Genomic DNA, 17,361 nt, shown 5'->3' with positions numbered 1-17,361 from the left:
CAGATTTGCCAGGGACAGCCCTTATCGAGGAAATTTATGGATTAATCAGTTTTGCAGCTTGCAGCATGCGGCGTACAAGAGCAGCCGTTTCGGCACGAGTCAGATTAGCGTCAATCAACTTCCAGCTTTTCTCCTCGTCCGTTCATAAGGTTAAGGCTGATCGCAGCGGCGACGTTCGTCGTGCCCAGGGTATTCCCTCCTTATACATATGTGTAATTTTTATTGATAATCAGTACATTCACGCGCCACTGGGAGCTTGCGTTGGTGCTGAATCTCAGCTTCACGTATCCATCCTTCCTCTGTATGACAGGCAGCATGTCTGTTGCAAATTCGCCGGCCTTGAGAACACGCTCAGGCTTCCACGCGCATTGGCCGACAATCTCGACCTCTGTGTAAGAGGGCGCAGCTTGATCTCCCGTTACGAAGACCAGATCATACCTCCCCCTGGGCAGCTCCACCAGCAGCGTCGCCTCGCATTTGCCTCCGATAAAATCCCTGCGCAGCTCATCCGGCTCGCCGCGATCCTCGGCAATGAGGGCTTCCGCGGTCTCCCAGCCGATGCCTGAATACGGATGGAAGACAGACTCCTTGGATATTTGGCGGAACGTTTGGCCTAGAACACCTTCCTTATGAATCTGCCTAGGCAGTGCTTGGGTATAATCTTTGTCCAGCACATGCGAGCCCACGCCGAAGTCTAACCGGTAAGCGGCCAGCCTTGATTCACGGGAATTGCCGGCATAGTAGTCGAACGTGAAATGGTCGAGCAGCCTATAATGCTGCGTGTCTTTATCTTTGCCAAGGAACACGCGCCTCTGGGTATGGGCTGTGTGAACAAGCGGAGTTGTCCGCTGCTCGGGCACATGATCGGGGCTGGGTGCAAACGGCTCCATCGTTATAGGTTTCGAATGAGGATACAGCGCGTACTCGCCGTTTTTCTCCGTCTCGAATGAAATCCGTCCATTCTCCTCCCCATATTGAATAGGACTCCAGGCATTCTCGCTTTTCCTGACAACCGCCACCCTGTCATTGCACGGGAACGGGTTGCGAACCACCGCCCGATGACCTGCCTTGCTGCGCACATAAACCCACGCCGTGCGGCCGTCCTTGAGCTCCGCGCTTACCTCGAATGCGCCTGCGGCCAGCAAGCCTCGGAAGGAGCATTGACTCCACTTCTCATAGCGTCCGCCCAGCTTCTCTGCCTCATGGGCGTACAATCCTACCCAACGCTCGGGCTCAGCCTCCCCGGAGGGCAGCGCCGGAAACACGTCGATCACCCCATCGTAGCTTTGCAGCAGCATTTCGTTCACGGCAGCGACCATCTCACCGGAAGCCTCCATCATATGCGGATGGTATAACGGTTCATTCGTGATATTGCAATAGTTCATCCAGCGCTCCGTCTCTTCCGCAAACAAGCCGTTGCACCTGAGCGACAGGTCAATTCCTTGCTCATACAGCAGCCTTAGCGCCGTGCTGCCCTTCCCTAATCTGGATGCGGCGCAGGAAAGCCAACCGAACTGAAACATGCCGAATTCCGTCCGGTTCGCTGCATAGCGAAGTGTATTCTCAGCTCTCTTCCTCAACGTGGGGTCGCTATTTTTACCTATTTCTCCAATCGGGTAAATCGGCATAAGAAGTGAAGGATGGCGCAGATGCAGGTCAGCAGGCGCCCATTCGGAATCTGCCAGCACATCGCCGTACAGCTTGGAGTCTGCTGTTGGATACAAAGCCAGGTTATCCGCAATATGACTCCATTTAAGCCGGTCAGCTTCCGCTTCGCCCAGCAATTGATTCGATTCTATAGCAATCTGCATCAAATATTTAACGGCGGCCAAGGAGCAAGTCGAGTTACGGGTCAATGGCCCTTGTTCCGGCGAGATATCAGGGAAGATATGATACCGTCCCGTCTCAGCGTCAATCTGCAAGAAGCCTTCGAAAAATACGGCCAGCTGCTTAAACAGCGGATACGCCTTTTCCTTTAAGAATGCCATGTCCATACTATATCGGTAATAATCCCAAAGGAATTGCGCACACCATGGCCAGATGCTGACATACAGCGCATGCGGGTAATCCCCTGCAACGCCATCCAGACCATAGAATTGCTTCGCCATTTGCTCGGCAAGCTGAACATGAGAGAGCAATCCCTCGTTAAACGCTTCCGCCACTTCAAGGTGGTTCGCCGTATAGAGCGGCCAAAATGCGGCTTGAATGTTCACATCCCAATACCACATACTGCCCCATTTGGTTGGCTGCTTAATGTCCCATAAGCCGTTCAATCCGCACGCTTGCCCGCGCATTCTGCCGCCTTTTCCGCTGCAGCAGGCGATTGCATACAGGTTGATATACCAGAGATCTTCAACCATTTTATCCGGCAAGTCGATGGAAGAGCGAGACCAGAAGCTTTCCCAATGCGCTTGATGATGGGCTATGAGGTTCTGCACATACGAGGCGGTACTATTCAACCTCATCAGAGCGGTGGCGAGCAGTTCCTTCGTTTCCTCTTCCGTTACCACCGTTGTGAGCAAGGTTATCGTTGCTTCCGCATCCCGCAGATCCATGTGAAGACCCTCTTGGGAGCCGGCGATAACGCTGCCTTTGGCTCCGATGATTCTCATCATCACAAGGAAGGAAAACGGACCGTACTGCTCCTTATTTTCACCGTCAGGATAGAAGGACCCCATATAGTAGAATGTTGCATCATCCAATTGATGAAACTCCACTTTCATATCCACATATCTTCCCTGGGGAACAGCCATCGCAACTGATGATAATAATGACGGTTTCGTCTGGTTGACTGTGGTAATAACATAATCGCCGTCCTGGGAAATGACCGTGTCTATGCTGAGCTGATCCTGGCCTTGCTTCACTTGTAACTGAACAACAGCCCTTTCAACATCCAGACTAAGGGAATAATGTTCGGGTTCTACAAGCTCCGCCGAAGGCATGAGGTGAATTTCTCCAGTCGGATAATGGGATGCTCCGCCGGAAGGCTTGCCATACTTTCTATACATGCTGTTAGCGGATAACACATCGCCGTACAGAAAGACAGGCTCCTGTTCGGGATTTCGGTACATCGCTGCAGCCAGCTTCTTCAGCTCGTCATAGGTACGTCCGTATTGAAGCGTAAAATCTCGGCCTTCACTATTCCGGTATTTTTTACTGTAGCAATGAAGCTTCTGATAATAAACCTCGTAATGATTGAGCGCTAGGGTTAATTGGTTGTCTTCATAATAGGCCATACCGCCAAAATGCCCGTTGCCAAGCGGTAAAGCCTCATTCCAACTGCTCGGAGCATTCTCGAATGTAACGCCTCTCACTGGAACCTCTCCTTCTGCCTGAAGTCTCTTGGTGAAATGTTTCAAATTTACTCCTTAATAGCCCCAATCAACACGCCTTGGACAAAGTACTTCTGAAGGAACGGGTATAAACAAATGATAGGAAGTGTCGAGACCATAATTGCAGCATACTTGATCGTTTCTCCGATTGCATATTTATCATCGCCCCCGCCGGCCATCATGGAATCCGTATTGTTGGAGATCAGAATCTCCCGGAGCACAAGCTGAAGAGGATACGCCTCACGGTTCCGCAAATAGACCAGCGCGCTAAAGTAGGAATTCCAGTGCCCTACCGCATACCACAAAATCATGACGGCGATCACCGGCATCGAAAGCGGAATGACGATACGAAATAAAATTGTCCAGTCGTTAGCGCCGTCCATTCTAGCCGATTCCTCCAAGCTGACCGGGATGCCTTGAAACGAAGTCCGCATGATAATCATATTGAAGGTATTGATTGCACCAGGAATGAGGAGAGCCCACATCGTATTCATCATCCCGAGCGAGTTCACCAGCAAGTAACTCGGAATAAGCCCCCCGTGGAACACCATCGTCACGACAATCACCAACATGATCATATTTTTAAAATAAAGGTTCGGTCTGGACAGCACGTAAGCGCCGATCGACGTCATTAACAGGTTGATGGCTGTACCAAGCACAACGTACAATAGGGTATTTTGGTATCCTTTCACAATCATCGGATTCTCGAAAACGGCTTTGTAGGCGCCAAGATCAAAGCCCGCCGGTTTGAGCATAATTCCCCGATGCTGCAGCAGCGATGTGGCATCGCTAAGCGAAGCGAACGCTACATACAGGATCGGATACAGGGTTACTGCGCAAAGTATGAGCATCAAGAGCGCATTGAAGTAACCGAATGTTCGCTCTCCTCTGGTTGGTTTCATGTGCGAATCTCCTTACCACAGTTTGTTCTCGCTGATCCGCTTGACGAAGCTGTTGGCCGCTACAATGAGCACGAAGCTGATCACCGAGTTGAACAGCCCGACCGCTGCGGTAAAGCTGTAGCTTGCTTCCAACACCCCTTTACGGTAGACATAGGTCGAGATAACGTCCGCCGTTCCGTAGGTAAGCGGATTATAAAGCAAGAGCACCTTCTCACTGCCGACCGTCAGCATATTCCCCATTTGCAGAATAAACAAGATGACGATTGTCGGCATGATGCCCGGAATCGTGATATGCAGCGTTTGCTTCCAGCGGTTTGCGCCATCCATCCTGGCCGCTTCATACAGGGTTGGATCGATCGTGGCCATTGCCGCCAAATAAACGATCGAGCCCCAACCGATTCCCTGCCAAATACCGGACGAAACGAACAGAAAGCGGAACCAGTTCTCATCCTTCAAGAAATCGATCGCTTCGATGCCGAAGATTCCCAAGATTTGATTGATCAGACCGTTTCGGCTCAAGAAATCAATCATCATCCCGGCCACAACCACGATGGAGATGAAGTGCGGCAGGTAGGAGATGGACTGCACCACCCGCTTAAATACGCTGTGACGGATTTCATTCAGCAGTAATGCGAGAACGATAGCCGCCGGGAAGCCGAACAGGAGATCGTATAAGTTAATAAGAATCGTATTCTTGATTAACCGCCAGAAATAGATCCCGTTAAAAAAGCTTTCAAAATGTTTAAATCCGACCCAAGGACTTCCTATAATCCCTTTCGCCGGCGAGAAATCTTTAAAAGCAATTTGTAAGCCGTACATGGGCCCGTAGTGAAATATGAGATAATAAGCAATAACGGGAATAGCCATCACATAGATGGACCCGTGCCGTTTTACATCCGCACGTATGGTTTGCAGAACGGTTGGATCGCGGTTGATTTTCTTTGTTGTTACGGCATTTCCAGGCTTACCATTAACCGTACTTGGCCTCATCTTCTCCCTATCCTTTCTTCTCTGTTTCTAGGCGAGGACGGGGGATAAACCTCATCCCCTCTCCCTGTTCTACGCTTCCCTTAACGTTTATTGAAACGTTCGAGTGCGCCCTGCTGAATTTTAATCGCCTCATCGATCCCCATACTTTGAATCTTTTTCACGTATTGATCGAATTGATCGAGCGGTTCGACGCCCATGATGAATTTTAAGAGCATCTCATCTTGGTACGTTTGGATATCGGTGACAATGGAAGCGAACTTGCTGCTTTCATCCTGCGTCGGAGAAACAAGCGGGATTTTGCGCTCGGCGGTTGGCTTCGACCAAACTTCCAAGGCCTTCTTCTGCTGTGGAAGCGCGAGATACTGCATTTGGAAATTATCGCTAAGCACGAAAGGAGCGCTCCACGTTGCGCGGTTATATTTGGCAATGGCTTGCTGGATGCTGGTGCCTGCCGGCGGATTCAGTATTTCAGGCAGGAACGTCGCTTTGCCGTTCTCCATCTTGTAGCTGGCGCCTTCCACCCCATAGTTGAAGAGCAAATCCCCTTTTTCCCCGTACGCATAATCCAGCCATTTCACGGTTTCGATCGGATTCTTGTTAGCTGTCGTGATCGCTGCTCCAACCCCGTTATAGGCAAAATCCTTTTGTCCCCAGATCGCTTTATCGCCAGCCTTCAAGACGGGATAAGGCGCCGCTTCCAGATCGAATTTGGGATCCTTATCTTTCATGAGTCCTGCATATTTGCCGATTCCTCCCCCGTTAAAGGACGCGGTCGCCCCCAAGAGGTTGGTCGTCATTTTGTTGTCGAACAGCTTATCGTTCGGCGCTGCGAAATCTTTATCAAGCAGGCCCTCCTTGTACCACTTGTTCATGGTAGCCAAGAACTCCTTGTACGCCGGCTGGATCGGGCCGTACTTGACCTTGCCTCCATCCTGATAGAAGCTGTAGTTGATGCCCCATGCGCCGAGGAAAGGCGCGTCGGTTGCGAACAAGTTTTTATCCAAATAGATCGGAATTTCATCCGCTTTGCCGTTGCCGTTCGGGTCCTTCTCTTTAAACGCCTTCAAGACGTTGTACCATTCGTCGATCGTCTCCGGCATCTTCAGTCCCAGCTTATCCAGCCAATCTTGGCGAATCGACGGGCCGAAGAATACCCTGACTTTATCGTCCCCGCGCAGGAACGGGAATGCGTAAATGCTGCCTTCATCCGTTGAAATTTGTTTCTTCCAGTCGGGATGGTCGGCAAGCAGCTTCTTCAAGTTCGGTGCATACTGGTCGATCAACTCATTCAGCTTAATGATTTTTTTGTCCAAGATCGCTTTTTCCGGCCCGCCGGGATAACGAATGACCGCACCGCTTGTCGCCCCCCAGCTTGCTTCAATGACATCCGGAAGCCCGCCACTCGCAATCATTAAGTTGAATTGCTCTTGCGCCTGCGAAGCCTCGATCGGAGGATGCTGGAATTCAACCTTCACGCCGGTTACTTTTTCAAGTTCCTTATACATGCCCATTTCTGCATACGTTTTCATTTGTGAGGAAGCTGCGGTGTGGTTAGGAACCCAATACGTCAATTTCGTCAACTTGGGCGGCTGGGCTTCGCTGCCGGATTGCGGCGATGCGGAGGATTGCCCGCTTTCCGTATTACTGCTGCAAGCCGCTGCCGACACGACAACAGCAGATAACACAAGAACAGAACCAATCGATCTCAAACTTTTCTTCATTTTTCTTGCCTCCCTTTTCTCATCATAACCGGAGCCTAGCCGGTACCGGTCACCCGGCACCTGCACCTAAGTATGCTTCACCTGCACAGTTCTGAATACTGCCGACTTTTCATTTGCACTGTACTTTCGTAAGAAATCAGCCCATTCTGAGAAATCATCAGTCCGTCTTACAAATCGTCAGTTGCCGTTATATGAATAAAGCAGCCTCCTAGAGGCTGCCAATTATTAATCTGATCCAACGATTTCCGCCAACATCGCCTCACGATATTTGCCAGGCGTTACGCCCTCAAGCTTTTTGAATGCCCGGATGAACACGGCATCATTGTTGTAGCCGACCTTATGGGCAATCTGAACAATGGTGAGTTCCCTATGCTTCATCAGCAGCTTCGCTTGCTCCATTCGTTTGTTGGTGATGTAATCCAGCAGGTTTTGTCCATGATGCTTTTTAAAAAAAGTCGAAAGATATTGCGGTGTCATTTGAATACTCTCAGCTAATTGTGCAACGCCAAGGCTCGGGTCGCCAAGATGGTCATGGACAAGGCTAATGACTTCCTCCAGACGCTGCGTACTGTGATCGGATCGATCGATATTAAACGAACGGGTCAGCATCTCGTACAGGTCTATGGTTTTGGCGTACATGCCTTGCGCGGTTGGATAGCTGAACACTTCCTTGATCGGATCGAAGTCCGCGCCCAGCACTTCCACCTGATCCGTATGCGTGGAGTTCACAATTTTCAAGAGCGTACTCGTCACGTTGAAGAAAAGGGCTTTCCCTAACTCGGGGGAAATATGTCCGGAATCGAAATTCATCGAGTAAATTTTATCGAGCAGCTTCTTCACATTTTCAATATCCCCGCTGCGGACAAAATTAATGAGCTGTATTTCAATTTCAAGCGGATAATAATAATGGTGCTTAACCTCGAGAATATCTTGAAAATGGATCACCGTATGCTTGCCAAGAATTAACCTGTATTCAAGAGCTGCGAGCGCTTCCGGGTACGCATCGCGAATGGCTTTGGGCCCGGAATGAATACCGCCAACCGCGATCGTGATATCGATTTGAAATCTCTGGGAAATGATGCTAAGGAGTGATTCTGCGATTTCGCGAATCGTGCTCTCAGCCGTATGCTTGTGCTCTGCCGATATGTTCACGAGAAAGGCAATGCGATCCCGATCAAGCTCGACGTGGAAGCCTTTATGATGGACCCCAATGAGATCCGTTCCGATGTTGGATACGATAAACCTGGCATGTGCCCACTGCCGCTCAGCTTGTTCCTCCGAGAAATGAACATCCTCAATGTTCACAAGGAGAACGGTGAAGCTTTCGCTGATAAAGGCTAGATTCATAAATTGGAGTGAGTCTCTGCTTTCATCCGAGAGCTGCAGATCCATATAACCATTCAGCAAACGGGACAAGTAGTTAGCGCGGATGAACGGAACCTGCTGAGCTAATGTACTGCGCAAATTTTTCTCTTCATGAATAGAGCCTTCCACGGTCTGTTGAATAAACTCGTATTCGTTCGCAGCAGGGCGTCCGATCATTTCTTTTCCTCGCATAATCGCATTAACGGTCCTCTGCAGAGGCTTATACGTACGGTATGCTCCGATACTGACAGCAACCAGCCCGCAAATGAGACAAAGGATAAATAAACCGAGCGACCAGCGCTGGATCTGATTCACCTGCTGCATAAAAACGTCATTCGGCATAATGGACACATATTTCCACCCTGCTTTCTGCGAAGACGTACTCGAAACCACTTGATCGACATTCCCGAGCCGGTAATCGAATGGTCCGTTGCTTTCTTGAATGCGTGTCAGGAGCTCAGGAGGAAACGCTAGTTCACTGTTGCTCATAATCGTATTTCCTGCGCCGTCAATGATATAGATGGAGCTATGGCTGGCCGATTCCATCTGCGCGAACAGTTCCTTGACGTGATTGCCGTCAATCAGCACGATAAAGCTCCCGAGATTTTGAGATTGCGATTGAACGGGCAACGACTGCATATAGGTGATAACTTGCTTGGGGGCTTGATCAGTACCTTCGGATAAGGAAGCTAACGGCAGATAGGACATCTTATGCTCCTTGGCCAGCAGCTGGCGCCAGCTGTCATAGGTCAAGTTTTTATAAGGGTAGTAGATGGAATAAAAGGTGCGGGAGTCCGTCACCAGATCCGATTTCACAATCGTATCGCTGTTTGCGAAGAAAACATAGTAATCAAGGATGAAATCGCTAGTCATGCTGTGATATTTGCTCATCTTGTCGCGCATGAATTGAATAAATTCATACTTGTCCACGTCTTTGGCATCCACCGGAATTTTAAGCATGTAATCCAGCTTCGGGTCAAACACAACCTGGCGCATTAACGTATCCACTTCCGAAATTTTATTATCAAGTGACAGCTTAAGCTGCTCGAGCATGGCTACATTAGTTCTTGTCGTGCTCTTCTCCAGGCTTTGCTCAACCTTGCTGTACAAGAATACGCCCATTGCAAGCGGTACCAAAAGTATAAATAAATTCGAAGCGATGATCGTCGAAAGTGCGCTTTTGCGGCTATCGAGAAGGCGTAAAATAAAAGGAATTTTCATAATTAGCCACCCTCCCTTTCTGGAAAAGAATTTACTATAAATACTAGCTTCTCTTCTTCAGAGTTGCAAGACAACAAACTAAAATACACGCAGCCTTTCTACATACTGTCATCGCAGAGAATGCAAGAAGCCAGCAAACCCAATGGGCTGCTGGCTTCTTCGTGGATATAAATAAAGGCTTGAGTGGCGAGGGCTATTTCTCCAACTCATAGCGGGTCGCGATAATCCCCGACTTGAGCGTCCGGCTGGATAGCAGCTTGAGCCTGATTTTCTCGCCGCCGTCGAATGCCGATTTTCCGCCGCCAAGGACGACCGGACAAATCGTCAGCAGGAACTCGTCGATCAGGCCGAGCTCCAGCAGCGTCTTCGCCGCTCCCGGACTGCCGAAGATAACGAGATTTTTGCCAGGCTGCTCCTTGAGCGCCTTGATTTCCTCTGCGATATTGTCCTTGATCAGCGTCGTATTGTTCCATTCCGCCTTGTCCATCGTACTGGAAATGACGATCTTCTTAACATCCTGCACCCATTTGGCATGTTCCATATCGTGCCTCGACGCATTCGGGTTGTCCAGTACCGTGGGCCAGTAGCTCTCCATCATCCGATACGTCGTGCGTCCGTATACGGGAGAGCCGACTTCGGCTACGACCTCCTCGGCGTATTTCTCGATTTCCTCGTCATACGGGATCCAATCGAGTCCTCCGTTCGTATCCGACGCATACCCGTCCAGCGACACATGCATGAACAATACGAGTTTTCTCATGATTATTTCTCCTCCAATTTCGAATTTATTTTGTGCGATTTTTCGGCCGTTGGCCCGTGTTTCGTCCTGCTGTTACGTTCACTATAAATCATTACGTTACGTAAGGTTCAAGTAAAAATTAAAATTTCTTTTTGAAGACAACCATGTGGTGCAAAACTGCCCACTTATTCAATGAAACAAGGGTCAGCTGCCAGCCGCGGCGCTCTGTCCCATAATCTACTTATCTTCGGCGATTTCACAAATTTTATTAATAACAATCGGTACATCTTCTTCATTACGGGTAACGACAAAGAGGTGGTCAGCTTCGCTTATTTCTGGGGTAAGAACTTCGCTCTTTTGTTGTCGAGCAAGTACATCCCCGAACGTTGAGGCACTCCTAAAAATGTCTTTGCTTCGCTGACTTTCTGTTACTCGAACTTGTAGTACATGATCTGGAATATTAAAATAGACAAGAATGGTTATAAATCCATTCTTTCGAAAATAGTTTAGTACCTCCATACGACCGTTTCGTGCAAGATTAGAATTGCATAGAACGAGGTGAGAATCGGTCTGATTGACTGCGTAGTCGACTATCGTTTGAGTAATTGTGTATTTCAGCGTATTTGGACCTTCTTTCGGACGTAACGATTTATAGTAAGCGTTAATAAAAGATGCTTGATTATCTTGGTCAATAGTAACTGAGTTTTTCAAGTGCAATTCTAACTGTTTAGCGAAGGTCGTCTTACCACTATGCGTTTTACCTACCGTTACGACTACAATCCTATTCATTGTTTAACCCCCTTTAATTGTCATATATTCAGACGAATTCCTTTTTAGAGACGTTCAATCTTCATCCCTTCACAATAAGAATAAGCAACCTTACGGGAATGGCGGGTATCCGAACTCCATACCAAGTTATTTTTCAAAATTTACGCTTCCCAATCCATGAGACCGATGAATTCCCGGATTAGCTGTCGTCTATATAAACGAAGGCATAAATGAACACAAACTAATTTGACGAAGAGGTGTTTTGAAAATGGCATTAACGTCCGCATTCACGAGCTTCAACCTGCCTGTAAAAAACGTACAACAATCGAAAGCGTTCTTCACCGGACTCGGATTCGAGCTCAACCCGCAATTCCCCGATAACGAGAATTCGGTAGCCATCGTGATCGGCGACAACCTGCAGGTCATGCTGATCAATCAAGCATTCTTTAATACGCTCACGGAGAAGGAATCCGTCGATACGAGCAAGTACGCGCAGATGACGATCGCCTTGGCCTTCGAGAGCCGGGAAAAGGTCGATGAAATCGTGAATACCGCGGTCTCCTTGGGCGGGAAATTGCACGCTGATCCTGAAGATCATGGGTTCATGTATCATTGGGGCTTCGTGGACTTGGACGGCCATCTGTGGGCCATTAACTACATGAACACGGATGCCGCGCAAGGTTAAGGCTAACGGAGAGCACGCTCGTACTAGGGTTCAAAAAGAAAGACGCCGGGCATCTTCCCCGGCGTCTTCTTCGCGATGATTAATTTTGTTCGGTATAGGCTTTGAAATTGTCCATGATCGCTTGCCAGCCTGCTTGCTGGAACTCGACGGGATTGGAGCTTTCCGCGTCGAACGTTTCAATGACCTTCGTCTCATCCCCTTGATCGAAGAAAGCAATATCCACTCTTCTTCCGTCCTCCATGGTGTAGCCGATCGCCTCATGCCGATTCACGACATCGTAGACGCCGCCAAAATCAAAGCCCATGCTGCCATCCTTCGCTTCCATCCGTGTCAGAAACTTGCCGCCGACCCGCAGATCGTTTTCGGCTCGCGGCGCATGTCAGTCCTCGGACGCTTGATTCCACTTCGTGATGTGATCCGGCTCGGTCCAATAGCGCCATACCTTCTCGACAGGGGCTTGAATGACGGCTTGCACGGTTACTTTCGTCGGTTGACTCGTTTCCATTTTGAATAGACACCTCTCTCATGATATTCGTCGTTTGGTTATTCTCAATAATATAGACGTAAGCCAATGACGAAATTCATCGGTCAATTCGCTCAGGCAGCCCAAATCGCGAAAATAATGGCGTATGAATGAAGTTTTGAACGTGCAGGATTTGATTTTCTTTGGTTTCGATGACGTGGATGCCCCAGGGTACCAGGCCAGAGCCCTCTTTGCCCGGCATATACTGGGCCAACGCCGGATAACCTCCATTCACCGTAATGGGCACAAATCGCGAACCCTCGCAATGCCAGCGAGTAAGCGAATAGAAGGCGGCCAAATCTTCCTTGCCGCGGATCCACATCTCGAAGGGCGGCATCGACATGCTGCCTTCCTCGTGGAACAACGCGACGAGCGCAGCAATATCGAATTGCTCGAAGGCCTCCACATACCTGGACAGCAGCTGCTGCTCCGGTTGAACGTCCATGCTGCTGAGCTCATCCGAGCGAAGCTGCGCCCGGTCCATCGTCTCCCGTGCTCTTTGCAAGGCGCTGTTCACCGCTGCCGGCGACATCGCCAACGTTTCCGCGATCTGCTTGGAGGACCATTCAAATACATCTTTCAAAATGAGTACCGCTCGCTGCCGCGGAGGCAAGGTCTGCAGGAGAGCGATGAAGCACAGTTGAAGGGTTTCTCTGCGGACGAGCCGATCCTCCGGATTGCCCCCAAAGTCGGGAGACGGCCAAATCCAGGCAGAGTCCGGCAGCGTGTTGCGCGGCTCGACGATGGCGACGGCCGGGTCGAACAGGTCAACGGGAAGCGCGCGGCGTTTGGATTGTCTCAGCTTGTCCAAGCACAGGTTGGAAGCAATCCGATAGACCCAAGTTTTGAACGAGGAATCCTGTCTGAACGTGCTCCAGCTCTGCCAGACCCGAATACTCGTTTCCTGAACGGCATCGTCCGCATCGTCCATGGAGCCTAGCATTCGGTAACAGAACGAGGTTAAGCCCGGCTTCAAGCTTGTAAATAATGGTTCGTCAAATGCGGTCTCGTTCATCGCAGCCTCCCTTAACGATCTCCCCGAAGGGTGGTACCTTCATTATATGCAATGAAGCGGACGGCCTCAATCCGAACTTAAATATAATAAGCCAGCAAACTCGAGGGTCTGCTGGCTTTTTCATGAAATTATATTCACAAATAATTTATCCCGCGTATACTCATTCATTCACTCTAAGCATCACCTGGTTGATCGTGTGTATTATTTTGTGCGGACTGGTCAGGCGATTTTCGAGTTCGGGATTTCAGTTCCTTATCTACGGTTCGCTGAGATTTGGTTATCTTCGTTTTAGTTTTATCGGACATTAAGTTTACCACCTTTCTATTTTGTTCAAATTAGCAAAAAAAATCAGCCTGTTTGGTGGGAAATTTCGTTCTCAGGCTTATTGCATATATATTGTGCTCACTTAAAAAGTAATATAAGCAGGCACTTTGTGCCAATCACTTAGTTGGTCAGCGAAATGAAACAATCATTTCTTACTGTGAACTAAAGCTTTTCAAATGAGATTGTTCTTGCATAATCCCCCCTTAATCTCCACAAAATAAAGCACATTGTTTTTTCCGAAATTACTTTATTCGAATGACTACCTTTCCTTTAGCCCTTCCGGACTCAAGGTAATTAAATGCTTGACCGGCATCATTCAAATGGTACACCTTGTCAATAATCGGCTTAATGAGACCTCCTTCAATAAATCCCTTTAAAACTCTCAATTGTTCTCCGCTCGGTTTCATGAAAAGAAAATGATATCTCGTTTGGCTCTTCTTCTCTAGGGCCTTGATCTTACGGCTCGCGATGGACAAAATTGTTGTTTTCACCCAACCCAAATTCGCCTCTTTTCCAAATCTGCCGTTTGGCATTCCGGAGATGGATACGATTTGTCCGCCAGGCTTCAGTATGCGGAATGATTTTTCTAAGGCCTCTCCACCTAAAGTATCAAAAACAGCATCATATCCGGTAAGAATTTCTTCAAAATTCTCTTTTTTATAATTAATAATTAGATCGGCCCCCAACGATTTGACCAATTCATAGCCTTTTTCGCTCGCTGTTGTGGCAACAAAAGCGCCTAACAGCTTGGCCAGTTGGATGGCGAAGGTTCCTACGCCTCCCGAACCTGCGTGAATCAAGATTTTTTGGCCTTTTTGAAGGTTTAGTATATCAACAAAAGCTTGGTAAGTCGTAAGGCCAATCAGCGGTATCGATGCTGCCTCTTCAAAGGTTAGATTCTGCGGCTTCAGCCAAATGTCTTCTTCATGAACAGCAATATATTCGGCTAATGTTCCGATTCGGTTTTTGCGGGGTCTTCCGTAAACTTCGTCTCCGGGTTTAAACGTATTCACCCGATCACCGACTTTGACTACAACACCGGAAAAATCATTTCCTAAGATTAGAGGAAACCTGTAATTCAACAGGAATTTCATTTTCCCTTCCTTAATCTTAAAATCAATTGGATTTAAGCTTGCTGCATGAATTTCCACCAGAACATCATGTTCCCCGATAGCAGGCAGTGGTTGTTCAGACAATACTAATGGAACGTTTTCCCCGTATTTCTCAATGATCATGGCCTTCATTTCAAATCATTCCTTTGTGATTATTAGTTTAAACAAATGGACCAATTGTGCATTATAAGTTTCTCCCTAAAGTATTCCCTTCAAGTCTTAGGGTAATCATTGGACCAATTGCATGCGTGTTCAACGGCAGAAATCAAGGATTTGAGTTGTTCAAGCGGTTTGCGGACGGTCAATACATAATAGTTTTCTACGCCCTTTTTTTCGGCTTTAATGTAACCAGACTGTTTCAGCACCTTTAAATGATGGGATACAGCCGGTCTAGATAAATTCATATGGCCTGATATTGTATTAACATTAAGTCCTAATTTGTTCTCCGCCAACAGTATAATAATGGCTTGACGGTTTTCATCCGTCAGCACTTCCAATAATGGGATACAATCTTTAAATTGTTGTAGAACATGCTCGGTTTGTTGGCTCATTCAATCCACCTCTTTAGTTCATTCGTTTAATCCCTTAAACGTAATTATAGCTATATCCTTCACATAATCAAGCTAAAGGACGAGGGGAATTTTGGGAGGTTACTTGTTTGTCATTTCAAAACGTTATTGTCCACTTCAAACATATTTGTCATCCAACAATAACTGTCGGGTGACAAATAAGTTTTGAAGCACTTTTTTCATAAAAGCTATTCAACTACCGTTCCCCAATAGCTATCCGGATCGGGTTTATTGGAAGCGTTAAACGGTGCGGATGGTTCCGCCGTCAATGACATACTCACAACCCGTAATAGAAGAAGCTCTGCTTGATGCCAGAAAGGCGGCAAGCTCGGCAACCTCCTCAGGTTTGGCCGGCCGGCCGAGAGGAATGCCGCCAAGCTCGTTCATTAATTGCTGGCGTGCGGCTAAATAGTCGGTTCCCGCTTGTTCAGCCATTCTCTCGATCAACCGTTCCGCTGCTTCCGTTTCGGTAAATCCCGGCGCCAATGCGTTGATTCTTATTCCCTCAGGGCCAAACTGGGTCGCCAGGTTTTTACTGTAGTTAACGAGCGCAGCTTTGGCGGCTGAATAAGGCATCGTCATGTTGCCCGGCAGCTTGCGCTGGATCGAAGATATATGGACAATTACTCCGCTTTGCTGCCCAACCATGTAAGGCAGAAATCCACGGTCCAGGCGGACGGATGAATACAGGTTGGCGTTAAACGTCGTGTGCCAATCCTCATCTGTTAAAGCTAACGCCCCTGCCGTGCTAGTTGAGGAACCTCCCACATTGTTAATCAAAATATCCAGACCGCCGAATTTATGAAACGTTTCCTGAATGATATGATCCACGCCTTCCGGAAGTCCGACATCGGCCTGAATGAACCCTACCCCCTCTGGCAATGCTTCGGGCAATGATCTTGCCGTAGCTATAACTTCAGCTCCTGCTGCATGCAACCGTTGGACGATCGCCCTGCCGATCCCCCGGGTTCCGCCGGTCACCAGGGCTCGTTTACCTGCAAATTCTTTGCTCATATCCAATAAGTACGGGCTGTTTTCCATCGTTTTGCTGATTCCTCCTTCGAATGTTGGGTACAAGGTTAGTTTAATCAACAGAACCTGACAGCAGCATGTCCAGTTATCTCAAATATTTTTCGGCCATTTTGGTCGTGCGGTTTTTCATTTCCAGCCTGACAGTCTCCGGCTCAATGACTTCCAGTAAATGTCCAAAGGAAAGAAGATAATGATAAAGCCATTCGCCGGGAGGCATATCTGAAGTGACCAGGAAAGACCCGTCTTCCTGTTTCAAAATGTCCTCTTCCTTAAACTCATCCACGATGCGATAGGCTCCAGCCGATTCTATTCTTAATACCAGAGGGATCCTCAGAGGTTTTTTAACCGAATCTTCTGCAGGAGAAGTCCCGGATGGCCAGCCCTGCTGAAGCTCAAGAAGCTCAATCCCGTCCCCGTCTGAAAGCCGAACATTCGACATCCTGGTAATCTTGAAGGTTCTTAAAGCGTTTTGTTCGAAGCAGTAGGTTTCTACATACCAGGCTCTGTCCTTAAAAAGCAGTTTCACTGGCGCGGCTCTCCGGCTTTTATGTTCTCCAGTCGCACTCAAGTAGGTAAACGAAATCACTTTATGCTCCAGAATGGCCTGTTTCAGCAATGCATATAGCTCTTTTTGTCTTTGCCCGCTCCCCCAAGAGGAGAAATCCACTTCAATCCAGTTGGTGCTGTTTTTCCTAAACAGGCTGCTCAGTTTCGAGAAAACCTCGCCGGAATCAGGGAATTGGGCCGCGGACAAGCTTTGCAAGGCAAAAAGGATCTCATCCTGCTCCTTGTCGGAAAGCAAAGATTTGTTCAGGACAAACCTGTCGGAAAGGGAAATGCCGCCACCTTTTCCTTGGCTGGTATAGATTGGAATTCCAGCCTGGCTTAAGGCCTCGACGTCTCTATAGATCGTTCTGACAGATACCTCGAATCGCTCGGCCAGCTCTTTTGCCGTAACGGTGCCATTTTCCAATAACATATAAACCACTTGAAATAATCTGCTGATTTGCATCCGCTCACCTCTAGGTTTCAGTATATCCGTTAAAACTTGACAATAATATGT

The 17,361-nt window shown here is 48.2% G+C and carries 13 protein-coding genes and 1 pseudogene; 1 reads left to right on the top strand and 13 read right to left on the bottom strand.

The genetic code is table 11. The features are described 5' to 3' along the window. Positions 1 to 200: 200 nt before the first annotated feature. From PUT07_RS32235 to PUT07_RS32205, 7 genes are all read right to left on the bottom strand, one after another. On the bottom strand, positions 201 to 3,314 hold the full coding sequence (locus PUT07_RS32235; RefSeq protein ID WP_274472889.1) for a glycosyl hydrolase family 95 catalytic domain-containing protein: 3,114 nt from the start codon (positions 3,312 to 3,314) through the stop codon (positions 201 to 203). A 47-nt stretch (positions 3,315 to 3,361) separates the two neighbouring features. Further along, positions 3,362 to 4,234, bottom strand: coding sequence for a carbohydrate ABC transporter permease (locus PUT07_RS32230; protein ID WP_274472888.1), 873 nt, complete (start codon positions 4,232 to 4,234; stop codon positions 3,362 to 3,364). A gap of 12 nt (positions 4,235 to 4,246) precedes the next feature. Further along, positions 4,247 to 5,224: an ABC transporter permease gene (locus PUT07_RS32225; RefSeq protein ID WP_274472887.1), complete on the bottom strand. Its 978-nt coding sequence runs from the start codon at positions 5,222 to 5,224 to the stop codon at positions 4,247 to 4,249. Between the two features lie 80 nt (positions 5,225 to 5,304). Beyond that, positions 5,305 to 6,945 (bottom strand): ABC transporter substrate-binding protein, encoded by a 1,641-nt coding sequence (locus tag PUT07_RS32220; protein ID WP_274472886.1) that lies wholly within the window; start codon positions 6,943 to 6,945, stop codon positions 5,305 to 5,307. Positions 6,946 to 7,170: 225 nt separating this feature from the next. Next, positions 7,171 to 9,531 carry a helix-turn-helix domain-containing protein gene (locus PUT07_RS32215; protein ID WP_274472885.1) on the bottom strand — a complete coding sequence of 787 codons (2,361 nt, stop codon included), beginning with the start codon at positions 9,529 to 9,531 and terminating at the stop codon, positions 7,171 to 7,173. Between the two features lie 193 nt (positions 9,532 to 9,724). After that, complete coding sequence (locus tag PUT07_RS32210) at positions 9,725 to 10,291, bottom strand: dihydrofolate reductase family protein (RefSeq protein WP_274472884.1); 567 nt, start codon at positions 10,289 to 10,291, stop codon at positions 9,725 to 9,727. A gap of 216 nt (positions 10,292 to 10,507) precedes the next feature. Then, a complete protein-coding gene (locus PUT07_RS32205; protein ID WP_274472883.1) occupies positions 10,508 to 11,059 on the bottom strand; it encodes an AAA family ATPase in 552 nt (183 codons plus the stop codon). Between the two features lie 247 nt (positions 11,060 to 11,306). Between PUT07_RS32205 and PUT07_RS32200 the strand changes: the two genes are divergently transcribed. After that, entirely contained in the window at positions 11,307 to 11,723 is a 417-nt protein-coding gene (locus PUT07_RS32200; protein WP_274472882.1) for a VOC family protein, read from the top strand. A gap of 79 nt (positions 11,724 to 11,802) precedes the next feature. On the opposite strand, the pseudogene PUT07_RS32195 reads toward PUT07_RS32200, so the two are convergent. The 6 genes and pseudogenes from PUT07_RS32195 to PUT07_RS32170 all read right to left on the bottom strand — a co-directional run bounded on the left by PUT07_RS32195 (position 11,803) and on the right by PUT07_RS32170 (position 17,310). Further along, a pseudogene (locus tag PUT07_RS32195) lies at positions 11,803 to 12,228 on the bottom strand (SRPBCC family protein). Positions 12,229 to 12,304: 76 nt separating this feature from the next. Next, complete coding sequence (locus PUT07_RS32190; RefSeq protein ID WP_274472881.1) at positions 12,305 to 13,261, bottom strand: sigma-70 family RNA polymerase sigma factor; 957 nt, start codon at positions 13,259 to 13,261, stop codon at positions 12,305 to 12,307. Between the two features lie 566 nt (positions 13,262 to 13,827). Next, positions 13,828 to 14,829 (bottom strand): NADP-dependent oxidoreductase, encoded by a 1,002-nt coding sequence (locus tag PUT07_RS32185; RefSeq protein WP_274472880.1) that lies wholly within the window; start codon positions 14,827 to 14,829, stop codon positions 13,828 to 13,830. An 80-nt stretch (positions 14,830 to 14,909) separates the two neighbouring features. Next, on the bottom strand, positions 14,910 to 15,248 hold the full coding sequence (locus PUT07_RS32180; protein ID WP_274472879.1) for an ArsR/SmtB family transcription factor: 339 nt from the start codon (positions 15,246 to 15,248) through the stop codon (positions 14,910 to 14,912). Positions 15,249 to 15,506: 258 nt separating this feature from the next. Beyond that, positions 15,507 to 16,307 carry an SDR family oxidoreductase gene (locus PUT07_RS32175; protein WP_274472878.1) on the bottom strand — a complete coding sequence of 267 codons (801 nt, stop codon included), beginning with the start codon at positions 16,305 to 16,307 and terminating at the stop codon, positions 15,507 to 15,509. 76 nt (positions 16,308 to 16,383) lie between these two features. After that, complete coding sequence (locus tag PUT07_RS32170; protein WP_274472877.1) at positions 16,384 to 17,310, bottom strand: helix-turn-helix transcriptional regulator; 927 nt, start codon at positions 17,308 to 17,310, stop codon at positions 16,384 to 16,386. Positions 17,311 to 17,361: the final 51 nt, after the last annotated feature.

This window comes from Paenibacillus sp. MAHUQ-63 (assembly GCF_028765165.1).
In the GTDB taxonomy this organism is placed as follows: Bacteria; Bacillota; Bacilli; order Paenibacillales; family NBRC-103111; genus Paenibacillus_E.
The sequence above is the reverse complement of the archived record's forward strand: the minus strand, read 5'-3'. Positions and strand labels throughout refer to the sequence as shown.

Bases quoted from the DNA above. Each gene is read 5' to 3' on its own strand.
- PUT07_RS32215 (WP_274472885.1), bottom strand. From the start codon at position 9,531: ATGAAAATTCCTTTTATTTTACGCCTTCTCGATAGCCGCAAAAGCGCA.
- PUT07_RS32170 (WP_274472877.1), bottom strand. From the start codon at position 17,310: ATGCAAATCAGCAGATTATTTCAAGTGGTTTATATGTTATTGGAAAAT.
- PUT07_RS32185 (WP_274472880.1), bottom strand. From the start codon at position 14,829: ATGAAGGCCATGATCATTGAGAAATACGGGGAAAACGTTCCATTAGTA.
- PUT07_RS32220 (WP_274472886.1), bottom strand. From the start codon at position 6,945: ATGAAGAAAAGTTTGAGATCGATTGGTTCTGTTCTTGTGTTATCTGCT.
- PUT07_RS32200 (WP_274472882.1), top strand. From the start codon at position 11,307: ATGGCATTAACGTCCGCATTCACGAGCTTCAACCTGCCTGTAAAAAAC.
- PUT07_RS32210 (WP_274472884.1), bottom strand. From the start codon at position 10,291: ATGAGAAAACTCGTATTGTTCATGCATGTGTCGCTGGACGGGTATGCG.
- PUT07_RS32175 (WP_274472878.1), bottom strand. From the start codon at position 16,307: ATGGAAAACAGCCCGTACTTATTGGATATGAGCAAAGAATTTGCAGGT.
- PUT07_RS32230 (WP_274472888.1), bottom strand. From the start codon at position 4,234: ATGAAACCAACCAGAGGAGAGCGAACATTCGGTTACTTCAATGCGCTC.
- PUT07_RS32190 (WP_274472881.1), bottom strand. From the start codon at position 13,261: ATGAACGAGACCGCATTTGACGAACCATTATTTACAAGCTTGAAGCCG.
- PUT07_RS32225 (WP_274472887.1), bottom strand. From the start codon at position 5,224: ATGAGGCCAAGTACGGTTAATGGTAAGCCTGGAAATGCCGTAACAACA.
- PUT07_RS32205 (WP_274472883.1), bottom strand. From the start codon at position 11,059: ATGAATAGGATTGTAGTCGTAACGGTAGGTAAAACGCATAGTGGTAAG.
- PUT07_RS32180 (WP_274472879.1), bottom strand. From the start codon at position 15,248: ATGAGCCAACAAACCGAGCATGTTCTACAACAATTTAAAGATTGTATC.